Origin of the sequence: Kluyvera georgiana (genome assembly GCF_050990895.1) — a bacterium.
Taxonomy (GTDB): domain Bacteria; phylum Pseudomonadota; class Gammaproteobacteria; order Enterobacterales; family Enterobacteriaceae; genus Kluyvera; species Kluyvera georgiana.
Window position 1 is genome coordinate 792,383 of sequence record NZ_CP158865.1, and the last position, 23,909, is coordinate 816,291.

The window sequence follows — 23,909 nt, forward strand, 5'->3', positions numbered from 1 at the left end:
AAATGAAAGGGTCGCCTCGGCGGCCCTTTTTTTGCGGCTTAGCCGGAGAGTTGACCGTTATCCAGGCGCAGAACTTTGGCAAAATGACGCTGGGTGAACGCGACGTCATGGCTAATGGCGACAACGCTGCAACCCCTCGCGCGACACACCGCCAGCCAGTTTTCAAATATCGCCAGCCAGTGGGGATCAAAATCCCGACTGGGCTCATCAAGCAACAACATAGATGGCTTCATGGCCTCCAGACTTGCTACCGCGACCATACGTCGCTGCGCGGTATGGAGATCCAGCGGATGCCTATCAGCAACATCTTCCAGATGACACAGCGCCAGTGCGGCCTGGGTGCGCTGATTTATCTCGGCGGCCGGGCACTTCTGTAGCTTCAGACCGAATGCCACTTCTTGTGCTACGCTGCTGTGGAATATTTGATTTTCCGCCTCCTGGAACAGCACGCCAAAAACGGCGGCGCGGGCTCTGTTTTTAAGTGCGGAAAGGTCTTCTCCCCGCCAGCATACCGACCCGGAAGTGGGGTTCAGCAACCCCGCCATGACGCGCAGCAGAGTCGACTTCCCCGCGCCGTTATCGCCCGTCAGCGCCAGCCAGTCGCCTTCGACGAGAGTCAGTGAGATAGATTTCAGGCAATCGGCCTCTGCGCCTGGCCAACGGTAAGTTAGCTGATTTAAGGTCAACATAGCGGGGTCAAACCTCCATCATCAAGCTGCCATGCCCGCTGACACCAGGTGAGAAAAGGGGATGGGTGACGTTCAAACAGGACGATCAACGACTGCTGTTCCCGAGCCCAGCGCAGTAAACGCTCAAGCAGCATGGCGGTGGCCTCTGCCGTCAGACGGCTGAAGGCTTCATCGAGTAGCAGCAGTTTTGGCTGCATTGCCAGCGCACTGGCGATGACGACGCGCTGGGTTTCCCCGCCGGAGAGCGTTGCGGGATGGCGATGGCGCAGCGGTTGGCATGCGGTCAGCGAAAGGGCCGCATCGATGCGCTGAAGAATCTCAGCGTCTTCCAGACAGAGGTTTTCCGGACCAAAGGCCACTTCTTCTTCAACGCTGAAAGTACAGCCAGAAAGCTGTAAATAGGGTGATTGCTGGACGAGTTGAATGGAGGGGGCTCGTTCAACAAGCGAAAGCTCGCCAACGGGAATACCAAGTAGGGTTCCCTGACCCTCTATCGCGCCGGGAAGGTAATCGGGATACCAACCTGCCATAAGCTGCGCCAGCGTGCTTTTCCCACTGCCGTTATCGCCAAAAATGGCTACCATGCCGGGCTCGGCATGGTGAAAATCCAGGTATACAGGCGTGCGCGTTGCCTGCGGTGGGCGGTAGTTTAATTGCTCAAAAGTAACCATAGCCATGCTCCTGCTTCCACAAACATCATCAGCACCATCACATAGCGAGCCCACCGTTGAGCGGCGCTGTCTTTTGGAGCCCATAGAGTGGTACGGCGGGCGTGCAGACGAAAGGCGCGCATGTCCAGCGCCGCGCCGCGTACGACTAAATCATTGAGCGCATTGTGGGTGAGCGGCACGATAAGCGCAGGTATGGTACGTAGCCGTTGATACCAGCCTTCATCAAGCGGCACGCCGCGGGCACATTGGGCTTCATGAATCACGGCCAACTGACGCTTGAGTTGCTCCACAACCAGCAGCGGGCCGGCAAACAGATAGGCCATACCGGGCGGCACGCGTGAGGCAAAGAGCGCGCGGATAAACTGTTGTACCGGCACATACTGCATCCACAGCTGGGCGGTGGAGACGATTGCCAGAATACGCAGCCACAGCGTGATAGCGTTTGCCCATCGCGCCGGGTCGCGCGGCTGGCCGCTAATCCACTCGGCCAACCAGCCGCCATGCACTAGCCACAAACCGCACCCCAGCGAAAACATCAGCCAGGCGACATATTTTGCCCGCCGCCGTGTCGGCTTCAGCACCAGCAGGCAGACAAACGTCAGCACGCTATAGGCGGGGAGCAGCGTCTGCGCGGGCAACAGCAGCGTAGTGAAACCTGCCAGCGCCCACAGCGTTAACGAGGTGAACGGATGCATCAGCGTACGGCTGACATCGACGGGAAGTGGCGAGTGGTTCGCAGCGGCAATTGGCGTAGCAGCAGCAAGACGATAATCGCGGTCAGAATTTTATCGACGAGGTTGGCGCCAATGACGGTAACCGCAACGGACTCAATCAGGTTCTGCCCAAGCGAGTGCATCCAGGCGACAAACAGATCTGCGCCGCTACCGGTTACGCCGCCAAACAGTATCGTGCGGAGAGGAACGGCAACTACCGTTACCGCAAGCGTAATCACCACGCCGCTGACGATGACTTTTGGCAACGTACGGAACCAGCCAGCGCGCGCCAGCCAGCCTGCGACAAGGCCAATCACCATCGCCACCGGGGCAAAGGCTGCGGCAATCGGGTCAGTCAGCAGCCCCCAAAGCAGGTTAGTGAGTAAGCCGGTCAACATACCGATAACCGGCCCAAGCAGTACGGCGCTGATAAGCGTACCAATCGAGTCGAGAAAAATGGGCAGTTTCAGCATGCTAATAAGCTGCCCTCCGATCATGTTGATAGCGATAGCAATGACAATCAGCACTAAGGATTGGCTGGAAAATTGGCGGCGTGCCATAGAAAACCTCTTGTTGGGTAGCGTGGTAAATTAACGAGGAGAAATGTGCAGCTCTTCATAACCCGAAATGGCGCAGGGGCGTCGGCTAAAGGTCAGCGCTTCCAGTTCACCAATCACCAGTTCAAGCGTGGTCCGGACGGTACAGCCGGGCATCATATGGCCGCCCAGCGTGGCGCCCTGTGGATCGGAAATCGACAGATGAAGATGCTCGCCAGCCCGCTCAAGCGTGCCGCACAGTGAGATAACCTCAAAAGTGCCGTTGATAAAGGTCGTTTCTTCGCGCCCCGCATAGCGCAAAGCCACATTGCTCAGACTGCCCGTGCAACCCGCTATCCAGGCGGCCTGAATCTGCTGTTGTTGGATAAACGTTCGCAATTGGGAAAACACTTCCTGTCCAGGAAGCAGGCGGAGCGCATAGAAGCGAGCCGTAGAGGCGAGATTGGAATGCATAGCCATATTTGAAGGACTCCGAGACTCGGACGTGATGCTGATAATATAGACGTGAGAGAGGGTGCATTCTGATATAAATCAGTGTTTGCGACACCACAACGAAAAGATCCGGCAGTGCTTATTCACAATTCTGGGATATGGAATAAATTCCATCCTGCGCAAGTGTAAAATGTGATGCATGTCAGATATTAGGCGTCTCTGTCTGGACAATCATTCCTTTTATTCCTTGTTTCGCTTATTCTAGCTGAAGCGTTTCAGTCGATAAATTGTTCGACATTTAACCAATCAGTCACTGTTTGTGGCGGGTGAGGTTTCCCAAAGCGTTTGGCTGCATTACTCTGTTTGCCACTTTGCATCGGGATGACCTTGCAGGAGACCTATGACCGTACGCGTAGCGATTAATGGCTTCGGTCGCATTGGACGTAACGTGGTTCGTGCTTTGTATGAATCCGGACGCCGTGCGGAAATCACCGTGGTGGCAATCAACGAGCTGGCAGATGCTGCGGGCATCGCGCATTTGTTGAAATACGACACCAGCCACGGGCGCTTTGCCTGGGATGTTCGCCAGGAGCGCGAACAGCTTTTCGTCGGCGATGACGCCATCCGTCTTCTGCATGAGCGCACTATTGAGGCGCTGCCCTGGAAAGAGCTATCGGTTGATGTCGTGCTAGACTGTACCGGCGTATACGGCAGCCGCCATGACGGCGAAGCCCATATCGCCGCTGGCGCGAAGAAGGTGCTCTTTTCACATCCTGGCAGCAACGATCTCGACGCCACCGTCGTCTATGGGGTCAATCAACATGAATTGCGCGCGGAACACCGTATCGTTTCCAACGCCTCCTGTACCACGAATTGCATAATTCCCGTCATTAAATTGTTGGATGATGCTTATGGCATTGAGTCCGGTACGGTAACTACCATTCACTCTGCGATGCACGACCAGCAGGTGATTGACGCCTACCACCCGGATTTACGTCGGACGCGTGCGGCAAGCCAGTCGATCATCCCGGTAGATACTAAACTTGCTGCGGGGATTGCCCGTATTTTCCCGCAGTTTGGCGACCGTTTTGAGGCGATTGCGGTACGAGTACCGACCATTAACGTGACGGCAATTGACCTGAGCGTGACGGTGAAAAAACCTGTAAAAGCGAATGAAGTCAACCAGTTGCTGCAAAAAGCAGCACAGGGTGCATTTCATGGTATAGTTGACTATACGGAATTACCGTTGGTCTCCACTGATTTTAACCACGATCCGCACAGTGCCATTGTCGATGGCACGCAGACGCGGGTCAGCGGTGCTCACCTGATCAAAACGCTGGTCTGGTGTGATAACGAATGGGGCTTTGCTAACCGAATGCTCGACACCACGTTAGCAATGGCCGCTATTGGTTTCAGGCTCGACGCTTGAGCGTCGACAAAACTTTAAGTATCAACGAGAGGATTCACCATGTCTGTAATTAAGATGACCGATCTGGATCTGGCTGGTAAACGCGTTTTCATCCGTGCGGACCTGAACGTACCAGTTAAAGAAGGGAAAGTAACCAGCGACGCGCGTATCCGTGCTTCTCTGCCGACTATTGAGCTGGCGCTGAAACAGGGTGCAAAAGTCATGGTCACTTCTCACCTGGGTCGTCCGACCGAAGGCGAGTACAACGAAGAATTCTCTCTGCTGCCGGTTGTTAATTACCTGAAAGACAAACTGTCTGCTCCGGTTCGTCTGGTTAAAGATTACCTGGACGGCGTTGAAGTTGCTGCCGGTGAGCTGGTTGTTCTGGAAAACGTTCGCTTCAACAAAGGCGAGAAGAAAGACGACGAAGCGCTGTCTAAGAAATACGCTGCACTGTGCGACGTGTTCGTAATGGACGCATTCGGTACTGCACACCGTGCGCAGGCTTCTACCCACGGTATCGGCAAGTTTGCTGACGTTGCGTGCGCAGGCCCGCTGTTGGCGGCAGAACTGGACGCGCTGGGTAAAGCACTGAAAGAACCTGCTCGCCCAATGGTGGCTATCGTTGGCGGTTCTAAAGTTTCTACCAAACTGACCGTTCTGGACTCCCTGTCTAAAATCGCTGACCAGCTGATCGTTGGCGGTGGTATTGCGAACACCTTCGTTGCCGCTCAGGGCCACAACGTGGGTAAATCCCTGTACGAAGCTGACCTGGTTGACGAAGCTAAGCGTCTGCTGACCACCTGCGATATCCCGGTTCCGACCGACGTTCGCGTAGCGACCGAGTTCTCTGAAACCGCAACCGCGACCCTGAAATCTGTAAACGACATCAAAGATGACGAGCAGATTCTGGACCTGGGCGACGCTTCCGCAGAGAAACTGGCTGAAATCCTGAAAAACGCCAAAACCATCCTGTGGAACGGCCCGGTCGGCGTGTTCGAATTCCCGAACTTCCGTAAAGGCACTGAAATCGTTGCTAACGCAATCGCAGACAGCGAAGCATTCTCTATTGCTGGCGGCGGCGACACTCTGGCAGCAATCGACCTGTTCGGTATTGCTGACAAAATCTCCTACATCTCCACTGGCGGCGGCGCATTCCTCGAATTCGTGGAAGGCAAAGTACTGCCGGCAGTAGCGATGCTCGAAGAGCGCGCTAAGAAGTAATTCAGTTCAGGCGGGGAGACCCGCCTGTTTTTCAGCGCGCGTAACAGCTCGCGAACCTTCTTCAACGGCCGAAGATACAGATACAGGACTACGTAACATGTCTAAAATTTTTGATTTCGTAAAACCGGGCGTCATCACTGGCGACGACGTTCAGAAAGTGTTCCAGGTAGCAAAAGAAAACAACTTTGCTCTGCCGGCAGTTAACTGCGTGGGCACCGACTCCATCAACGCCGTACTGGAAACCGCTGCAAAAGTTAAAGCGCCGGTTATCGTACAGTTCTCCAACGGCGGCGCTGCGTTCATCGCAGGTAAAGGCGTGAAAACCGACGTTCCTCAGGGTGCTGCAATCCTGGGCGCTATCTCCGGTGCGCACCACGTTCATCAGATGGCTGAGCACTACGGTGTTCCGGTTATCCTGCACACTGACCACTGCGCTAAGAAACTGCTGCCGTGGATCGACGGTCTGCTGGACGCTGGCGAAAAACACTTCGCTGCGACCGGTAAGCCGCTGTTCTCTTCCCACATGATCGACCTGTCTGAAGAGTCCCTGCACGAAAACATCGAAATCTGTTCCAAATACCTGGCGCGTATGTCCAAAATGGGCATGACCCTGGAAATCGAACTGGGTTGCACCGGTGGCGAAGAAGACGGCGTGGACAACAGCCACATGGACGCTTCTGCCCTGTACACCCAGCCGGAAGACGTGGATTACGCGTACACTGAGCTGAGCAAAATCAGCCCGCGTTTCACCATCGCCGCTTCCTTCGGTAACGTACACGGCGTTTACAAGCCGGGTAACGTGGTTCTGACCCCGACCATCCTGCGTGATTCTCAGGAATACGTGTCCAAGAAACACAACCTGCCGCACAACAGCCTGAACTTCGTCTTCCACGGCGGTTCCGGTTCTTCTGCTCAGGAAATCAAAGACTCCGTAAGCTACGGCGTAGTGAAAATGAACATCGATACCGACACCCAATGGGCAACCTGGGAAGGTATCCTGAACTACTACAAAGAGAACGAAGCTTACCTGCAGGGCCAGCTGGGCAACCCGAAAGGCGAAGACCAGCCGAACAAGAAATACTACGATCCGCGCGTATGGCTGCGCGCTGCTCAGACGTCCATGGTGACTCGTCTGGAGCAGGCTTTCACTGAACTGAACGCGAAAGACGTTCTGTAAGAAAAGCCTTATTTTTGCCGAAAGCCCGCCGTATGGCGGGCTTTTTTATTGCCTTTTCAATACGATGGATGGGCATTAAAACGTGATCAACTTGGCAAAAATCTCATTTTTTGTTTACCCTTTATACCTGCCTGCATTTTTGCAGGCCGTTTTTAATTTCCCGTCCGGGTATCCATAAGGAATATTGAATGGAAGATTTAAACGTTGTCGATAGCATAAACGACGCCAGTTCATGGCTGGTGCGCAACCAGGAATTACTGCTGAGCTATGCGGTCAATATCGTTGCGGCAATCGCGATAATCATTGTGGGGATGATCGCCGCGCGCATTGTCTCTAATACCGTCAATCGCCTGATGCTGGCGCGTAAAATTGATGCCACCGTGGCGGACTTCCTTTCGGCACTGGTGCGCTATGCGGTCATTGCTTTTACGCTGATTGCCGCGCTGGGTCGCGTGGGCGTGCAGACCGCTTCGGTTATCGCCGTGCTCGGTGCTGCCGGTTTGGCCGTTGGTCTGGCGCTGCAAGGCTCGCTCTCTAACCTGGCGGCTGGCGTGCTGCTGGTCATGTTCCGCCCGTTCCGTGCGGGTGAGTATGTTGATCTGGGCGGCGTGGCCGGTACCGTGCTGAACGTGCAGATTTTCTCCACCACCATGCGTACCGTCGACGGTAAAATTGTGGTGATCCCGAACGGTAAGATTATCGCCGGCAATATTATTAACTTCTCGCGTGAGCCTGCGCGCCGTAATGAATTTATTATCGGCGTCTCTTACGATGCGGATATTGATAAGGTTAAGCAGATTCTGACGACGATTCTGGAGTCGGATAAGCGCGTGCTGAAAGATCGCGAAATTACCGTGCGTCTGAATGAGCTGGCGCCGTCATCGGTCAACTTTGTCGTGCGCGCCTGGAGCCTCAGCGGTGACCTGCAAAACGTCTACTGGGACGTGCTGGAGCGCATCAAGCGTGAATTTGACGCTAACGGCATCAGTTTTCCTTACCCGCAGCTCGATGTAAATATGAAGCCGGGAACCCCTTCCGCAGAGTAACGTCTTGCTGTCAAAAAATGCCGGACAGAGGTTCGGCATTTTTATGTGCAACGTTATTAGAGATATTTATATCCTATTAAAAATATCAATTTCCTCTAATAATTCTATCGCGTTATAGTCAGCGCCATTCCTGAACAACATAAAGAAAACTATCGTGATATCTTATTATTTTCAAGGTCTTGTACTTGGTGCGGCCATGATCCTTCCGCTCGGCCCGCAGAATGCGTTCGTGATGAATCAGGGGATTCGTCGCCAGTACCATCTGATGATTGCGCTCCTCTGCGCCGTGAGCGATCTGCTGCTTATTTGCGCAGGTGTGTTCGGCGGCAGCGCGCTGTTGATGTCTTCGCCGTGGCTGCTGGCCCTGGTCACCTGGGGCGGCGTGGCGTTTCTGCTGTGGTATGGTTTCGGGGCGCTGAAAACCGCGATGGGGAGCAATATTGAACTGGCGACCGCCGAGGTGATGAAGCAGGGGCGCTGGAAAATTATCGCCACTATGCTGGCGGTGACGTGGCTCAATCCACACGTTTATCTCGATACCTTCGTGGTGTTGGGCAGCTTAGGCGGCCAACTGGATGCGGTGCCGAAGCGCTGGTTTGCGCTGGGGACCATCAGCGCCTCATTCCTGTGGTTCTTCGCGCTTGCGCTACTGGCGGCCTGGCTGGCACCGCGTTTGCGCACGGCGAAAGCACAGCGCATTATTAACCTCGTGGTGGGCATCGTGATGTGGCTTATCGCTTTTCAGCTGGCGAAAGAAGGCGTTGGACATCTGCACGCGCTCCTTAACTAAGCCTCATCTGATGGACTTTCTCCTGGCAGCGGCTAAGCTTGCAGGCAAGACCCCCGTTGTCGGGTGATAACCAAGGAGATACAACAGTGAAGTTTAAAGTGATGGCTTTGGCCGCAGCAATCGGGTTTAGTGCAATGTCCGTACAGGCAAACGAGTTGCCTGATGGCCCGCATATCGTCACGTCGGGGACGGCGAGCGTGGCGGCGGTGCCGGATATCGCGACGCTGGCCATCGAAGTGAATATTGCCGCGAAAGATGCGGCGAGCGCCAAGAAACAGGCCGACCAGCGCGTTGCGCAATATCTCTCTTTCCTTGAGCAAAACGGCGTGGCGAAAAACGATATCAGCTCCGCCAACCTGCGTACCCAGCCGGATTATGACTACCAGAATGGTAAAAGCGTGTTGAAGGGGTACCGTGCGGTGCGTACGGTCGAAGTCACGCTGCGCCAATTGGATAAGCTGAATTCGCTGCTGGATGGCGCGTTAAAAGCAGGGTTAAACGAGATTCGCTCCGTATCGTTGGGCGTGGCGAAACCGGATGCCTACAAAGACAAAGCGCGTAAAGCGGCAATTGATGATGCTATTCATCAGGCGCAATCTCTGGCCGCAGGCTTCAATAGCAAACTGGGGCCGGTTTACAGCGTGCGTTACCATGTCTCTAACTACCAGCCAAGCCCGATGGTTCGCATGATGAAGGCCGATGCGGCGCCGGTTTCGGCACAGGAAACTTACGAGCAGCCGACTATTCAGTTTGATGACCAGGTGGATGTGGTGTTCCAGCTGCAGCCTGAGCAGGCTGCGGCACCAGCAGCGCCAGCTGCTGCGAAGTAATTCCCGCCAACCCCTTGCAACGCAAGGGGTTTTTCTTCGCGTTTAATCCTGACGCAGCACCTTATGCCCATAAGCCAACAGCGCGTCGGTGACTTTGCGCATCATACGGCTTTCCGGCGCAAAGCGGTGCCAGTAAAGCATCCGGCGTTGGAACAGGCCTGGCGTGAGGTCAATAAGCTCGCCGCTGGCTAACTCTTTCTCGATTTGCAGATGTGGAATCATACAGCAGGTGGTGCCTTGACGCGCCAGCTGTACGAAGGCTTCCGATGAGTTAACGATATGACACGGCACGCTGCCCGGCGGCAGGTCAAAGTTTTGCTGTAAAAACGCCTGATGCATATCGTCCAGATGGTCAAAAGCCACGGCGGGCGCTTTCAGCAGCGCAGAGCGAGTCACGCCGTTCGGGAAGTAGCGCTCGGCAAACGCTTTGGAACCGACAAACAGGTAGTCCAGCGCACCGAGCTGATCGACCAGGCAACTCGGCAGCGCCTGCGGTTGAATACTCACCGCGCCAACCACTTCACCACGACGCAGGCGCTCCTGGGTACGCGTTTCGTCCTCAACCTGAAGGTTCAGGCGAATAGGGGAGTTTGCCAGCACGTCTGCGAGAGCAGGCAGCAGCCAGGTCGCCAGACTGTCGGCGTTGACCGCCAGCGACAGCAGCAGCGGCGTGGAGCCGGTTTGCTCGTCGCCCAGCCACTCCTCTTCCAGCAGCTCAACCTGACGCAGCAATGCCAGCAGCTTTTGCCCCTGCTCTGTGGGGCGCGGAGGGACGGTGCGAACCAGCAGCGGCTGCCCGAACATATTTTCAAGCTGCTTAATGCGCTGAGAAACGGCGGACTGAGTGATGCACAGTTTCTGCGCGGCGCGCTCAAACCCACGTTCCCTGATAACGGCATCCAGCGCCTGTAGTGTTCTGTAGTCCGGACGTTTCATTGCTCTGAAATACTCCCCTGTAGGTGTTATCAAGCACTATGACATAAATTTACCCTGGATACAGACGAAATTAATTTGCCATTTACTGTGAAGTTCTTCACGAGTTACATCTTTTATTCGCCTGGCTCATGGGTCGAATTATGCCGGGGTTCTGTTCTATAATGCGCGGCAGTTGATGACACCACAGGCGATAACGATCATGACGCAGGATGAACTGAAAAAAGCAGTAGGCTGGGCGGCCCTTCAATACGTACAGCCGGGTACGATTGTCGGCGTAGGCACGGGCTCTACCGCGGCGCACTTTATTGATGCGCTGGGCACGATGAAAGGACAAATCGAGGGCGCGGTCTCAAGCTCTGATGCCTCAACCGAGAAGCTGAAAAGCCTCGGCATCACCGTTTTCGACCTGAACGAAGTTGACCGTCTGGGGATCTACGTGGACGGTGCGGATGAAATTAACGGTCACATGCAGATGATCAAAGGCGGCGGCGCGGCGCTGACGCGTGAGAAAATCATCGCCTCGGTGGCCGACAAGTTTATCTGCATCGCCGATGCGTCCAAACAGGTAGATATCCTGGGTAATTTCCCACTCCCGGTAGAGGTTATCCCGATGGCGCGCAGCGCCGTGGCGCGCGAGCTGGTGAAGCTCGGCGGTCGTCCAGAATATCGTCAGGGCGTAGTGACCGATAACGGCAACGTGATCCTTGATGTGCACGGTCTGGAAATCCTTGACGCTATCGCGCTGGAAAACACGATCAACGGCATTCCAGGCGTTGTGACCGTGGGCCTGTTTGCTAACCGCGGCGCCGACGTCGCGCTGATTGGTACCGCCGACGGCGTGAAAACCATTACTAAATGATCTGACTCAGGGGAATGACAAATTCCCCTCTTTTTTTTATTGAGGCTGAATTTGGTGACTTGTGTCACATTTCAATCTTCTGCCTGATTAACATCCCATGTTTATCTTCCCGTTTAGCATTTTATGCTGGCATTTCCCTCTGCGTGAGGCTTCCTCATGTTGCCGACGCAAACGTTCATATTGCCGCAATAATTTTTTTTGATATGTTGCTTAGGTGAACTTTCGTTCACCACAACATCAGTAAAACAAAGACGGGACGGGGAAATGGCTAAGGTATCACTGGAAAAAGACAAAATTAAATTTCTGCTGGTTGAAGGCGTGCACCAGAAGGCGCTGGATAGCCTTCGCGCAGCAGGTTACACCAATATCGAATTTCACAAGGGTGCGCTGGATAGCGAACAGCTGAAAGAGTCTGCCCGTGATGCCCATTTCATCGGCCTGCGTTCCCGTACTCAACTGACGGAAGAGATCTTCGCTGTTGCTGAGAAGCTGGTTGCCGTAGGCTGCTTCTGCATCGGCACCAACCAGGTGGATCTGAAAGCGGCGGCTAAACGCGGCGTACCGGTGTTCAACGCGCCGTTCTCCAATACGCGTTCCGTTGCCGAGCTGGTGATTGGCGAACTGCTGCTGCTGCTGCGCGGCATTCCGGAAGCCAACGCTAAAGCGCACCGCGGCGTGTGGAACAAACTGGCCGCGGGCTCCTATGAAGCGCGCGGTAAAAAGCTGGGCATTATCGGCTACGGCCACATCGGTACTCAGCTTGGCATCCTGGCGGAGTCGCTGGGGATGCATGTCTACTTCTATGATATTGAAAGCAAATTGCCGTTGGGTAACGCGACGCAGGTGCAGCATCTTTCCGACCTGTTGAACATGAGCGATGTGGTGAGCCTGCACGTACCGGAAAACGCCTCTACCAAAAACATGATGGGCGCGGAAGAGCTGGCGCTGATGAAGCCAGGCTCGCTGCTGATTAACGCCGCACGCGGTACGGTAGTGGACATTCCGGCGCTGTGCGACGCGCTGGCGCGTAAGCATCTGGCGGGTGCGGCCATCGACGTTTTCCCAACCGAACCGGCGACCAACAGCGACCCGTTCACCTCGCCGCTGTGCGAATTCGACAACGTGATCCTGACGCCACACATCGGCGGTTCAACCCAGGAAGCGCAGGAGAATATCGGCCTGGAAGTGGCGGGTAAACTGATTAAATACTCCGACAATGGCTCTACGCTGTCTGCCGTTAACTTCCCGGAAGTGTCGCTGCCGCTGCACGGCGGTCGTCGTCTGCTGCATATCCACGAAAACCGTCCAGGCGTGCTGACCGCGCTGAACCAGATTTTCGCCGAGCAGGGCGTTAACATCGCCGCGCAGTATCTGCAAACCACGCCGCAGATGGGCTACGTGGTTATCGATATTGAAGCCGAAGAAGATGTGGCGCAGAAAGCGCTGCAAAGTATGAAGGCTATTCCGGGCACCGTTCGCGCTCGCCTGCTGTACTGATTTTCCCGCACTGATGAAACGGGCAGGCCATTGGTCTGCCCGTTTTTTTCGCTTGCCTGCAACGTATACATCCTATTTACGAGCCTCGCCGCAAACGGTGATTAAAGGCGCCGCCGCGCATTGTCCCTTAGCAAAAGGGATTTACGATGGGGGCTCAGCAGGGGGCTGAAACGGCAAAGCCCCTACCGAAGCAGGGGCCCTGAAAGGAAAGGGACAATGATGAGACTGGTCATCATACTGCTGATTCTGTTAATCATCGCTCTGCCAGCATATTAACAGTATGAACGCAGGAGGGAGGTTCGCCTCCCTCACCCTTTACCGAGGAATGTAGGTCAAAAAAACGACGCTGTCAATTGCCTGAAACGGCCTACCACTGCCAGACTTTTGACGGCGTGATCACCGCGGGCAGCGGAATATCCCACTGCTCCACCGGCAGCGCGTCAACCTGCTGGCAATCGTGGGCATAGCCGACGGGCTGGATGCCGTGCTGCTGCCAGTTCTGCAGCGTGCGGTCGTAAAAACCGCCGCCCATACCTAACCGCTGCCCTTGTTCATCAAAGGCGACCAGCGGCGTTATCAGTACGTCGAGATTGGCAAGTGGCAGAACGTCACGCACATCAAGCTTCGGCTCGTGGATCTTCAAGCGATTAACGACCAGCTCACTGTGCGGATGGTAGTGCAGGAACAGCAGGTTACCAGGGCTGAACGGATGAAGCACCGGCAGGTATACGCGTTTGCCCGCGCGCCAGAGCTGTTCAATTAAAGGCTGGGTATCGAGCTCGCCGTCAAAAGACAAAAACAGCGCAACGGTTTTTGCCATCACCACCGGAGGCCAGGCCATCATGCGATCTGCGGCCTGTTCGCCGTAGAGAATTTGCTGCTGGAGCGTGAGCGCACGACGACGCTGCCGGATAATCTGGCGGATGTGCTGTCGGGAGTTTTGTTGCTCAGATGGATGCGTCATAAGACCGGTAGGTAGAAGGGGAATCTCCGAGATGCCGCCGCAGGCTGTAACCCTTGAACCCTTGGTTCAAGGTGAATGCGTCGTCACAGTTTTAAGGCTTCTCGGACGGACCGAGCATGCTCACCAACCATGGAGCGCCACATTCTTGTGGTATGAAATATCGGCTCAGGGGACTGGCCCGCTTGCGAACATCTCAGAGAAATTTTTTCTTCACAGTCACTCTACCATAGTAAACTGCAAAGTGTTATTCAAAGTTTGGTGCTGACTTATCGGATATGCGACCCTGGTCAAGCAATGCCTGTTCAATGGTCTGTTGTAGCATCCGAATGCGCTGTTCCATGCTTGAAGCATAGTCACGCGTTTTCGCCCTTTCCTGAGTTAACTCGTAGCTGATGTTCAACGCGGCGATGAAAACCAGCTGCTCAGTATTTGTGACTCTAGTGCGTTCTTTCAGATCTTGCAACCGCTGATTCAGATCGTCCGCGGCCTGATTCAAAGCATCTCTTTGTTCAGGCGGGCAATTCACTCGCAGTGAACGGCCAAAAATTTGGATATCGACGGGTTGTGCAGACATGCCACCTTCCTGCTGATTGACTGCGCGTCCTTCACTCTCAGGATGTGAAGGGGCGACACTATAGCTACCCTGGTATGAACTTACAAGCCCTTTTCTGGTATCTCCAGGGTCCAAAGTGGTAGCATACCATGAATTCCACCCAACAATGACGAATGCGCATGTCTATACAGAACGAAATGCCTGGTTACACCCTGCTGAACCAGCTGTTAAACCAACAAGGGGTAGGCCTGACGCCTGCGGAAATGCACGGTCTGCTCAGCGGTCTGCTTTGCGGCGGAAACAACGACAGCTCATGGCAGCCGCTGGTTCACGACCTGACAAACGAAGGTCTGGCGTTTGGCCACGAGCTTGCTGAATCACTGCGCTCCATGCATTCGGCTACCAGCGACGCGCTGGAAGATGACGGCTTCCTTTTTCAGCTTTATCTGCCTGAAGGCGACGACGTCAGCGTGTTTGACCGCGCCGACGCGCTCTCTGGCTGGGTGAATCACTTCCTGCTTGGTTTGGGCATGGTTCAGCCGAAGCTGGATAAAGTGAAGGGAGAAGCGGGCGAAGCCATTGACGATCTTCGAAATATTGCGCAACTTGGCTATGAAGAAGATGAAGATCAGGAAGAGCTGGAGATGTCGCTGGAAGAAATTATCGAATACGTTCGCGTAGCGGCGCTGCTGTGCCACGATACGTTCACCCACCCGCAGCCGACGGCGCCGGAAGTCCGGAAACCAACCTTACACTAAACATAATACCTGCTCTGCTCGTCGCAGCGCGAAGGGATTGAAAGGAGATGTCATGACACAGCAAGCGTTTCTCCGCCGCCGCCAGGCACTGCTGGCGCAAATGAAGCCAGGCAGCGCGGCGCTAATTTTTGCCGCGCCAGAGGTGACGCGCAGCGCGGATTCTGAGTATCCCTATCGCCAGAACAGCGATTTCTGGTACTTCACCGGCTTCAACGAGCCGGAAGCCTTGCTGGTGCTGATTAAAAGCGATGACACCCACAATCACAGCGTGCTGTTCAACCGCGTTCGCGACCTGACGGCGGAAATCTGGTTTGGCCGCCGCTTAGGACAGGACGCAGCGCCGGAAAAACTGGGCGTTGACCGCGCGCTGGCATTCAGTGAAATCAACCAGCAGCTGTTCCAGTTGCTGAACGGCCTTGACGTGATTTATCACGCGCAGGGGGAATATGCCTGGGCTGACGAGATTGTCTTCACCGCGCTGGATAAACTGCGCAAAGGTTCGCGTCAGAATCTGACCGCGCCGGACGCGATGATCGACTGGCGTCCGATGGTGTACGAAATGCGCCTGTTCAAGGACAGCGAAGAGATTGACATCCTGCGCCGCGCCGGTGAAATCAGCGCGCTGGCGCATACCCGCGCGATGGAGAAATGCCGTCCGGGGATGTTTGAATATCAGCTGGAAGGCGAGATTCTTCACGAATTTACCCGCCATGGCGCCCGCTATCCGTCTTACAACACCATCGTCGGCGGCGGTGAAAACGGCTGCATTCTGCACTACACCGAAAATGAATCTGAACTGCGCGATGGCGAGCTGGTGCTGATTGACGCGGGCTGTGAATACAAAGGCTACGCCGGTGACATCACCCGTACCTTCCCGGTAAACGGCAAATTTACCCCGGCGCAGCGTGCTATCTACGACATCGTGCTGGCGTCGCTGTACAAGGCGCTCGAGCTGTACCGTCCGGGCACCTCCATTCAGGAAGTCACCGGCGAAGTGGTGCGTATCATGGTGACAGGGCTGCACGGCCTGGGGATCCTCAAAGGCGAGATTGACCAGTTGATCGCCGATAACGCGCACCGTCCGTACTTTATGCATGGCCTGAGCCACTGGCTGGGGCTGGACGTTCACGATGTGGGCGTGTACGGCCCTGACCGTTCTCGTGTACTGGAGCCGGGCATGGTGCTGACCGTTGAACCGGGCCTGTATATTGCGCCGGATGCCGACGTACCGGCGGAGTATCGCGGCATCGGCGTTCGTATTGAAGACGATATCCTCATTACCGAAGACGGCAATGAAAACCTGACGGCGAGCGTCGTGAAGGATGCGGACGACATCGAAGCGCTGATGGCGGCGGCGCGCCAGCTATGAGCCTGATTATTGTCGGCGGCGGGATGACCGGTGCGACGCTGGCGCTGGCGGTATCGCAGCTGACGGCGGGCCGTCTGCCGGTGCATCTGATTGAAGCAGCAGATATCGACGGTGCTCAACACCCAGGCTTTGATGCCCGGGCGATCGCGCTGGCTGCGGGCACCTGCCAACAGCTGGCGAAGATCAATCTCTGGCAAGCTATCGCCGACTGCGCCACCCCGATAACCACTGTTCACGTGAGCGATCGCGGTCATGCCGGGTTTGTCACGCTGGAGGCTCAGGACTACCGTCTGGGGGCGCTGGGCAACGTGGTTGAACTGCACGACGTTGGTCAGCGGCTGTTCAGCCTGCTGCGCCGCGCCGCCGGCGTGACGCTACACTGCCCATCGCGCGTGGCGCAGGTTGAGCGGCAAACTGACGGCGTTAGCGTCACGCTGGATAACGGCGAAACGCTGCGCGGCAAACTGCTGGTGGCGGCCGACGGCTCGCGATCAACGCTAGGTGAACGCTGCGGAATTCACTGGCAGCAGGAGCCGTATAATCAGCTGGCGGTGATTGCGAACGTTACCACCGCTATCCCGCATCACGGGCGCGCGTTTGAGCGCTTTACCGAGCAGGGTCCGCTGGCGATGCTGCCGATGTCGCAGAACCGCTGCTCGCTGGTGTGGTGCCATCCACGTGAACGCCACGATGAGGTGCTCGGCTGGTCTGATTCGCGTTTCTGTGACGAACTGCAGCGTGCGTTCGGCTGGCGTTTAGGGCGTATCACTCAGGCGGGAGCGCGCAACGTATACCCTCTCTCCCTGACCACCGCGACACGTACGGTTTCGCACCGTCTGGCGCTGGTAGGCAATGCCGCGCAAACGCTGCATCCTATCGCCGGGCAGGGGTTTAACCTCGGCTTGCGCGATGTGATGACGCTGGCGGAAAACCTGGCGCAGGCGCACGCCGCGCGTCAGGATATCGGCGACTATGCGCTGCTCTGCCAGTACCAGCGTCAGCGGGCGGAGGATAAAGCCGCCACCATCGGCGTTACCGATGGGCTGGTGCATCTGTTTGCTAACCGTTGGGCACCGCTGGTTGTCGGGCGCAACGTGGGGCTGATGGCGATGGAATTATTTACCCCTGCCCGTGATGTACTGGCGCAGCGGACGCTGGGCTGGGTCGCCCGTTAAGAGCTGTAAGGAGTGAATGTGCAAAGTGTTGATGTTGCCATCGTAGGCGGTGGTATGGTCGGGCTGGCGGTGGCCTGCGGTTTACAGGGCAGCGGCCTGCGGGTTGCCGTGCTGGAACAATCTCTGCCGCAAGCGTTGGCCGCCGATGCGCCGCCTGCGCTGCGCGTATCCGCCATTAATGCCGGCAGCGAAAAGCTGCTGTCAAAGCTGGATGTCTGGCAGGCGATTGTCGCGCAGCGCGTCAGCCGCTACCACGGCATGGAAGTGTGGGATAAAGACAGTTTTGGCCGCATTGCGTTTGACGATCGCAGCATGGGTTACAGCCATCTGGGGCATATCGTTGAAAATGCGGTTATTCACCATGCACTGTGGCAGAAAGCCGAGCGTAGCGCGGATATCACCCTGATGGCGCCTGCGGAATTGCAGCAGGTCGCCTGGGGCGAAAACGAAGCGTTTCTGACGCTGAAAGACGGCGGCATGCTGACCGCACGTCTGGTGGTGGGAGCCGATGGCGCCAACTCCTGGCTGCGAAGCAAAGCCGATATACCGCTGACGTTCTGGGACTACCGGCATCATGCGCTGGTGGCGACCGTTCGCACCGACGCGCCGCACGATGCGGTAGCACGTCAGAGCTTCCACGGCGACGGCATCCTGGCTTTCCTGCCGCTTAGCGATCCGCATCTGTGTTCTATCGTCTGGTCGCTGTCGCCGGAAGAGGCGCAGCGGATGCAGCAGGCGGAGGAAAGCGAGTTCAACAAAGCGCTGAACATTGCCTTTGATAACCACCTGGGTCTTTGCCGGGTGGAGAGCGAGCGGCAGGTTTACCCGCTGACCGGGCGTTACGCGCGCCAGTTTGCCGCGCACCGTCTGGCGCTGGTCGGCGACGCGGCGCACACCATTCATCCGTTGGCGGGGCAGGGGGTTAACCTGGGCTTTATGGACGCCGCCGAGTTGATTGAAGAGCTCAAACGTCTGCATGCGCAGGGGAAAGACATCGGCCAGCATTTCTATCTGCGTCGCTACGAACGCAGCCGCAAGCACAGCGCCGCGTTGATGCTGGCGGGAATGCAGGGCTTCCGTGAACTGTTTGCCGGCGAGAACCCGGCGAAAAAACTGCTGCGCGATATTGGTCTTAAACTCGCCGATACGCTGCCCGGCGTAAAACCACAGCTGATCCGTCAGGCGATGGGCCTGAACGACCTGCCGGAGTGGCTTCGTTAAGTCGCTCACACTTTTACTCCCGGTGGTTCCACCGGGAGTCTTCCCCCTCATTTGAAAAATTCTAATTTCACCCATTTTTTCGCATTAGTTTTATTAATCCATCAAATTTTATGTTACGGGAAAGTCGCCCTGTTTTTCGCATGAAATATTATCTTATGCTGAATTGTTAACCATTATTGTTAATTAAATGTGGTGTAATTCGCTTTTTTCCAGTTGATTCCTCTGTATGCTTTTTGGCGGCTTTTGGTCATAAGCTAATGTGATGTCCCTTTTTTCCTGATGGTTTAGCACGGTGTTCGGTGGTAAGTTCAGGGAAAAGAGAACGTTTGCGTCGGTGCCTGGACGGGCGTCGGCGCGTGTTTTTGTGGTGCGATATATTCAACGAGGACATGATGGCTCAACAAACGCCTTTGTATGACCAGCACGTGTTATGTGGCGCGCGTATGGTAGATTTCCACGGCTGGATGATGCCGCTGCACTATGGGTCGCAGATTGATGAGCACCATGCGGTGCGTACCGACGCCGGGATGTTCGATGTGTCGCACATGACGATCGTCGATTTGCACGGCCCGCGCACCCGCGAGTTTCTGCGCTATCTGCTGGCCAACGACGTGGCGAAGCTCACCAAACCCGGCAAAGCGCTTTATAGCGGGATGTTGAACGCATCGGGCGGCGTGATTGATGACCTGATCGTTTACTACCTCACCGAAGATTTCTTCCGCCTCGTCGTTAACTCCGCCACCCGCGAAAAAGACCTCTCCTGGATTACTCAACACGCTGAACCTTATGCCATTGATATCACCGTTCGTGACGACCTGTCGCTGATTGCGGTGCAGGGGCCAAATGCGCAGGCGAAAGCGGGCACGCTGTTTAGCGATGAACAGCGCCACGCGGTAGAAGGCATGAAGCCATTCTTTGGCGTGCAGGCGGGCGATTTCTTTATCGCCACCACCGGCTATACCGGCGAAGCGGGCTATGAAATTGCCCTGCCGAAAGCGCAGGCGGCGGATTTCTGGCAGCAACTGGTCCAGGCAGGGGTGAAGCCTTGCGGCCTGGGCGCGCGCGATACGCTGCGTCTGGAAGCCGGTATGAACCTGTACGGCCAGGAGATGGACGAAGGCGTCTCTCCGCTGGCGGCGAATATGGGCTGGACCATCGCCTGGGAACCGGCCGATCGCAACTTTATCGGTCGCGACGTGCTGGAACTGGAACGCGAGAAAGGCACTGACCAATTGGTGGGCCTGGTGATGACCGAAAAAGGCGTGCTGCGCGGCGAACTGCCGGTGCGTTTTACCGATGATAACGGCAATGCGCGTGAAGGTGTGATCACCAGCGGGACTTTCTCGCCGACCTTAGGCCATAGTATTGCGCTGGCTCGTGTCCCTCAGGGCATTGGCGAGACGGCGATTGTGCAAATCCGTAACCGTGAAATGCCGGTGAAGGTCACCAAACCTGTTTTTGTACGTAACGGCAAGGCCGTGGCGTAACCGATTATTATTCTGGAGATTTTTTGATGAGCAACGTACCAGCAGAACTGAAATACAGTAAAGAACACGAATGGCTGCGCAAAGAAGCCGACGGCAGCTACACCGTGGGGATCACCGAGCACGCGCAGGAGTTACTGGGCGACATGGTGTTTGTTGACCTGCCGGAAGTCGGCGCGACCGTCAGCGCGGGCGATGACTGCGCGGTAGCGGAGTCCGTGAAAGCGGCTTCCGATATCTACGCGCCAATCAGCGGCGAAATCGTTGCGGTTAACGAAGAACTGGGTGATTCACCGGAGCTGGTAAACAGCGAACCGTACGCCGGCGGTTGGATCTTCAAGATCAAGGCCAGCGACGAGGCGGAAGTTGCCGCACTGCTGGACGCGACCGCATACGAAGCATTATTAGAAGACGAGTAAATACGCTTCATACTTCGCGCTGCAGGCGCGTTGGCTGCGTTCGTTCAGTCCAGTCACGTACTTATGTACGCTCCTGGGCATGCACTTACTTGCCGCCTTCCTGCAGCACGAATTATTTTGCGTATTCGGCGTTGTTTGTAGGCCCGGTAAGCGGAGCGCCACCGGGCAGGTCAGTTAGACAATCACGATTCACCGCACGTTTCAGGAACCATCGCTCATGACACAGACTTTAAGCCAGCTTGAAAACCGTGGCGCGTTTATTGAACGTCACATCGGGCCGGATGCCCAGCAGCAGCAAGAGATGCTCAAAACGGTTGGCGCGGATTCACTCAACGCACTGATTGAACAGATCGTGCCGAAAGATATCCAGCTTGCCACGCCGCCTCAGGTAGGCGAGGCCACCACAGAATTCGCCGCGCTGGCGGAGCTGAAGGCGATTGCGGGTCGCAACAAGCGCTTTAAGTCGTACATTGGCATGGGCTACACCCCGGTGCAGCTGCCGCCGGTTATCCTGCGCAATATGCTGGAAAACCCAGGCTGGTACACCGCTTATACTCCGTATCAACCGGAAGTGTCTCAGGGCCGCCTTGAAGCGCTGCTTAACTTCCAGCAGGTTACGCTGGATCTGACCGGTCTCGATATGGCTTCCGCTTCCCTGCTGGATGAAGCGACTGCCGCCGCAGAAGCGATGGCGATGGCCAAGCGCGTAAGCAAGCTGAAGAACGCAAATCGCTTCTTCGTTGCGGCTGATGTCCATCCGCAAACGCTGGACGTGGTTCGTACTCGTGCGGAAACCTTTGGTTTTGACGTTATCGTCGATGACGCCGACAAAGCGCTGGAGCATCAGGACGTCTTTGGCGTACTGCTGCAGCAGGTGGGTACTACTGGCGAAGTGCATGATTACAGCAAACTGATTGCAGAACTGAAATCCCGCAAAGTGGTGGTGAGCGTTGCCGCTGACTTTATGGCGCTGGTGTTGTTAACTGCGCCGGGTAAACAAGGCGCGGACATTGTCTTCGGCTCAGCCCAGCGCTTCGGTGTTCCGATGGGCTACGGTGGCCCGCACGCGGCATTCTTTGCCGCTAAAGATGAATTCAAACGCGCCATGCCGGGCCGTATTATCGGCGTATCGAAAGATGCGGCGGGCAATACCGCGCTGCGCATGGCGATGCAGACTCGCGAGCAGCACATTCGCCGCGAGAAAGCTAACTCCAACATCTGTACCTCTCAGGTGCTGCTGGCCAACATTGCCAGCCTGTACGCGGTCTTCCACGGTCCGGTTGGCCTGAAACGTATCGCGAACCGTATTCATCGCCTGACCGATATTCTGGCGACCGGCCTGCAGAAGAAAGGGCTGAAGCTGCGCCATGCGCACTTCTTCGACACCCTGTGCGTGGAAGTGGCGGATAAAGCGGCGGTGCTGGCGCGCGCGCAGGCTGCCGAAATTAACCTGCGTAGCGACATCATTAATGCCGTGGGCGTGACCCTGAACGAAACCACCACCCGTGAAGACGTGCTGGCGCTGTTTAGCGTGATCCTTGGTGAAAACCATGGTCTGGATATCGACACGCTCGATAAAGACGTGGCGCTCGACAGCCGCTCTATTCAGAACAGCATGCTGCGCGACGATGCGATCCTCAGCCATCCGGTCTTTAACCGCTACCACAGCGAAACCGAGATGATGCGCTATATGCACTCGCTGGAGCGTAAAGATCTGGCGCTGAACCAGGCGATGATCCCGCTGGGTTCCTGCACCATGAAACTGAACGCCGCAGCAGAAATGATCCCAATCACCTGGCCGGAATTTGCCGAACTGCACCCGTTCTGCCCGGTTGATCAGGCTGAGGGCTACCATCAGATGATCGGTCAGCTTTCCGAGTGGCTGGTGAAACTGACCGGCTACGACGCGCTGTGCATGCAGCCGAACTCGGGCGCGCAGGGCGAGTACGCGGGCCTGCTGGCGATTCGTCACTATCATGAAAGCCGCAACGACGGCCATCGTGATATCTGCCTGATTCCAAGTTCTGCCCACGGTACTAACCCGGCTTCTGCGCAGATGGCGGGGATGCAGGTCGTGGTCGTGGCCTGCGATAAGAACGGTAACATCGATCTGGCGGATCTGCGCGCGAAGGCGGAGCAGCATGCCGACAATCTTTCTTGCATCATGGTGACCTATCCGTCCACCCACGGCGTGTATGAAGAAACCATCCGTGAAGTGTGCGAAATCGTGCACCAGTTCGGCGGCCAGGTATACCTCGATGGCGCGAACATGAACGCTCAAGTGGGTATTACTTCTCCGGGCTTTATCGGCGCGGACGTTTCGCACCTCAACCTGCACAAAACATTCTGCATTCCGCACGGCGGCGGCGGCCCAGGTATGGGGCCTATCGGCGTGAAATCTCACCTGGCGCCGTTCGTGCCGGGCCACAGCGTGGTGCATATTGAAGGCATGCTGACCCGTCAGGGCGCGGTATCCGCAGCGCCGTTCGGCAGCGCGTCTATTCTGCCTATCAGCTGGATGTATATCCGTATGATGGGCGCGGAAGGGCTGAAGCAGGCAAGCCAGGTGGCGATCCTCAACGCCAACTACATTGCGACCCGCCTGAAAGACGCTTATCCGGTGCTGTATACCGGTAGCCATGGCCACGTGGCGCATGAATGTATTCTGGATATTCGTCCGCTGAAAGAAGAGACCGGCATCAGCGAGCTGGATATTGCTAAGCGCCTGATCGACTACGGTTTCCATGCGCCGACCATGTCCTTCCCGGTGGCGGGTACCCTGATGGTTGAGCCGACGGAGTCTGAAGGTAAAGCTGAACTGGACCGCTTTATCGACGCGATGCTGGCGATTCGCAGTGAAATCGACCGCGTGAAAGCGGGCGAGTGGACGCTGGAAGATAACCCGCTGGTGAACTCTCCGCACACCCAGAATGAGCTGGTGGCCGAGTGGAATCACGGTTATAGCCGCGAGCTGGCCGTTTTCCCGGCGGGCATGGCGAACAAATACTGGCCGACCGTAAAACGTCTTGATGACGTTTACGGCGACCGTAACCTGTTCTGCTCCTGCGTACCGATGAGCGAATACCAGTAATCCATTGATTGCACTATCTTCTAAAGGCGCTACGGCGCCTTTATTT

23 protein-coding genes and 1 other RNA gene are annotated in these 23,909 nt (G+C 56.1%); 15 read left to right on the plus strand and 9 right to left on the minus strand.

Features of this window, described 5'->3' with window-relative positions:
• Positions 1-38 precede the first annotated feature (38 nt).
• Genes ABTW00_RS03825 through ABTW00_RS03845 form a run of 5 tightly spaced genes read right to left on the minus strand, consistent with a single transcriptional unit; the run spans position 39 to position 3,089 of the window.
• Complete coding sequence (locus ABTW00_RS03825; RefSeq protein ID WP_433638936.1) at positions 39-689, minus strand: energy-coupling factor ABC transporter ATP-binding protein; 651 nt, start codon at positions 687-689, stop codon at positions 39-41.
• Positions 683-1,360 carry an ABC transporter ATP-binding protein gene (locus tag ABTW00_RS03830; protein ID WP_433638938.1) on the minus strand — a complete coding sequence of 226 codons (678 nt, stop codon included), beginning with the start codon at positions 1,358-1,360 and terminating at the stop codon, positions 683-685. The genes ABTW00_RS03825 and ABTW00_RS03830 overlap by 7 nt, the downstream gene beginning before the upstream one ends.
• The gene (locus tag ABTW00_RS03835; RefSeq protein WP_433638940.1) at positions 1,339-2,055 is read right to left on the minus strand and encodes an energy-coupling factor transporter transmembrane component T; all 717 of its coding nucleotides are present in this window, start codon (positions 2,053-2,055) and stop codon (positions 1,339-1,341) included. The genes ABTW00_RS03830 and ABTW00_RS03835 overlap by 22 nt, the downstream gene beginning before the upstream one ends.
• Positions 2,055-2,633 carry an ECF transporter S component gene (locus ABTW00_RS03840; protein ID WP_433638942.1) on the minus strand — a complete coding sequence of 193 codons (579 nt, stop codon included), beginning with the start codon at positions 2,631-2,633 and terminating at the stop codon, positions 2,055-2,057. The genes ABTW00_RS03835 and ABTW00_RS03840 overlap by 1 nt, the downstream gene beginning before the upstream one ends.
• Positions 2,634-2,663: 30 nt before the next feature.
• Complete coding sequence (locus tag ABTW00_RS03845) at positions 2,664-3,089, minus strand: PPC domain-containing DNA-binding protein (RefSeq protein ID WP_433638944.1); 426 nt, start codon at positions 3,087-3,089, stop codon at positions 2,664-2,666.
• Positions 3,090-3,462: 373 nt separating this feature from the next.
• Between ABTW00_RS03845 and epd the strand changes: the two genes are divergently transcribed.
• From epd to ABTW00_RS03875, 6 genes are all read left to right on the plus strand, one after another.
• Positions 3,463-4,491, plus strand: a complete 1,029-nt coding sequence (gene epd / locus ABTW00_RS03850) for an erythrose-4-phosphate dehydrogenase (RefSeq protein ID WP_064542706.1) — start codon at positions 3,463-3,465, stop codon at positions 4,489-4,491.
• 39 nt (positions 4,492-4,530) lie between these two features.
• The gene (pgk, locus tag ABTW00_RS03855; protein WP_064542708.1) at positions 4,531-5,694 is read left to right on the plus strand and encodes a phosphoglycerate kinase; all 1,164 of its coding nucleotides are present in this window, start codon (positions 4,531-4,533) and stop codon (positions 5,692-5,694) included.
• Between the two features lie 97 nt (positions 5,695-5,791).
• A complete protein-coding gene (fbaA, locus tag ABTW00_RS03860) occupies positions 5,792-6,871 on the plus strand; it encodes a class II fructose-bisphosphate aldolase (RefSeq protein ID WP_064542711.1) in 1,080 nt (359 codons plus the stop codon).
• A gap of 188 nt (positions 6,872-7,059) precedes the next feature.
• Positions 7,060-7,917 (plus strand): small-conductance mechanosensitive channel MscS, encoded by an 858-nt coding sequence (gene mscS, locus ABTW00_RS03865; protein WP_433638948.1) that lies wholly within the window; start codon positions 7,060-7,062, stop codon positions 7,915-7,917.
• Positions 7,918-8,071: 154 nt separating this feature from the next.
• Positions 8,072-8,707: an arginine exporter ArgO gene (gene argO / locus ABTW00_RS03870; protein WP_065355997.1), complete on the plus strand. Its 636-nt coding sequence runs from the start codon at positions 8,072-8,074 to the stop codon at positions 8,705-8,707.
• A gap of 86 nt (positions 8,708-8,793) precedes the next feature.
• Positions 8,794-9,537 (plus strand): oxidative stress defense protein, encoded by a 744-nt coding sequence (locus tag ABTW00_RS03875; protein ID WP_433638950.1) that lies wholly within the window; start codon positions 8,794-8,796, stop codon positions 9,535-9,537.
• Between the two features lie 42 nt (positions 9,538-9,579).
• Here the strand turns inward: ABTW00_RS03875 and argP are convergent, their stop codons facing one another.
• Complete coding sequence (gene argP / locus ABTW00_RS03880; protein WP_035896251.1) at positions 9,580-10,473, minus strand: DNA-binding transcriptional regulator ArgP; 894 nt, start codon at positions 10,471-10,473, stop codon at positions 9,580-9,582.
• A gap of 199 nt (positions 10,474-10,672) precedes the next feature.
• On the opposite strand from argP, the gene rpiA reads away from it, so the two are divergent.
• Together rpiA and serA are read left to right on the plus strand one after the other, a co-directional pair.
• Entirely contained in the window at positions 10,673-11,332 is a 660-nt protein-coding gene (rpiA, locus tag ABTW00_RS03885) for a ribose-5-phosphate isomerase RpiA (protein ID WP_433638953.1), read from the plus strand.
• A 264-nt stretch (positions 11,333-11,596) separates the two neighbouring features.
• Complete coding sequence (serA, locus tag ABTW00_RS03890) at positions 11,597-12,829, plus strand: phosphoglycerate dehydrogenase (RefSeq protein ID WP_064542727.1); 1,233 nt, start codon at positions 11,597-11,599, stop codon at positions 12,827-12,829.
• Positions 12,830-13,196: 367 nt separating this feature from the next.
• Here the strand turns inward: serA and ABTW00_RS03895 are convergent, their stop codons facing one another.
• From ABTW00_RS03895 to zapA, 3 genes are all read right to left on the minus strand, one after another.
• Positions 13,197-13,793 (minus strand): 5-formyltetrahydrofolate cyclo-ligase, encoded by a 597-nt coding sequence (locus tag ABTW00_RS03895; RefSeq protein ID WP_433638955.1) that lies wholly within the window; start codon positions 13,791-13,793, stop codon positions 13,197-13,199.
• Between the two features lie 19 nt (positions 13,794-13,812).
• Positions 13,813-13,996, minus strand: a non-coding RNA gene (gene ssrS / locus ABTW00_RS03900) — 6S RNA.
• 41 nt (positions 13,997-14,037) lie between these two features.
• Positions 14,038-14,367, minus strand: coding sequence for a cell division protein ZapA (gene zapA / locus ABTW00_RS03905; RefSeq protein WP_064542733.1), 330 nt, complete (start codon positions 14,365-14,367; stop codon positions 14,038-14,040).
• A 158-nt stretch (positions 14,368-14,525) separates the two neighbouring features.
• Between zapA and ABTW00_RS03910 the strand changes: the two genes are divergently transcribed.
• The 7 genes from ABTW00_RS03910 to gcvP all read left to right on the plus strand — a co-directional run bounded on the left by ABTW00_RS03910 (position 14,526) and on the right by gcvP (position 23,863).
• Entirely contained in the window at positions 14,526-15,104 is a 579-nt protein-coding gene (locus ABTW00_RS03910) for a YecA family protein (RefSeq protein WP_163446049.1), read from the plus strand.
• Positions 15,105-15,156: 52 nt separating this feature from the next.
• Positions 15,157-16,473: a Xaa-Pro aminopeptidase gene (pepP, locus tag ABTW00_RS03915; RefSeq protein WP_433638958.1), complete on the plus strand. Its 1,317-nt coding sequence runs from the start codon at positions 15,157-15,159 to the stop codon at positions 16,471-16,473.
• Positions 16,470-17,648 (plus strand): 2-octaprenyl-6-methoxyphenyl hydroxylase, encoded by a 1,179-nt coding sequence (gene ubiH, locus ABTW00_RS03920; protein ID WP_433638960.1) that lies wholly within the window; start codon positions 16,470-16,472, stop codon positions 17,646-17,648. Before pepP ends, ubiH begins: the two co-directional genes overlap by 4 nt.
• Before the next feature lie 18 nt (positions 17,649-17,666).
• Positions 17,667-18,869, plus strand: a complete 1,203-nt coding sequence (gene ubiI / locus ABTW00_RS03925) for an FAD-dependent 2-octaprenylphenol hydroxylase (RefSeq protein WP_433638962.1) — start codon at positions 17,667-17,669, stop codon at positions 18,867-18,869.
• 392 nt (positions 18,870-19,261) lie between these two features.
• Positions 19,262-20,356 carry a glycine cleavage system aminomethyltransferase GcvT gene (gene gcvT, locus ABTW00_RS03930; RefSeq protein ID WP_271447722.1) on the plus strand — a complete coding sequence of 365 codons (1,095 nt, stop codon included), beginning with the start codon at positions 19,262-19,264 and terminating at the stop codon, positions 20,354-20,356.
• A 26-nt stretch (positions 20,357-20,382) separates the two neighbouring features.
• Positions 20,383-20,772: a glycine cleavage system protein GcvH gene (gene gcvH / locus ABTW00_RS03935; RefSeq protein WP_064542751.1), complete on the plus strand. Its 390-nt coding sequence runs from the start codon at positions 20,383-20,385 to the stop codon at positions 20,770-20,772.
• Between the two features lie 217 nt (positions 20,773-20,989).
• Positions 20,990-23,863: an aminomethyl-transferring glycine dehydrogenase gene (gene gcvP, locus ABTW00_RS03940; protein ID WP_433638965.1), complete on the plus strand. Its 2,874-nt coding sequence runs from the start codon at positions 20,990-20,992 to the stop codon at positions 23,861-23,863.
• Positions 23,864-23,909: the final 46 nt, after the last annotated feature.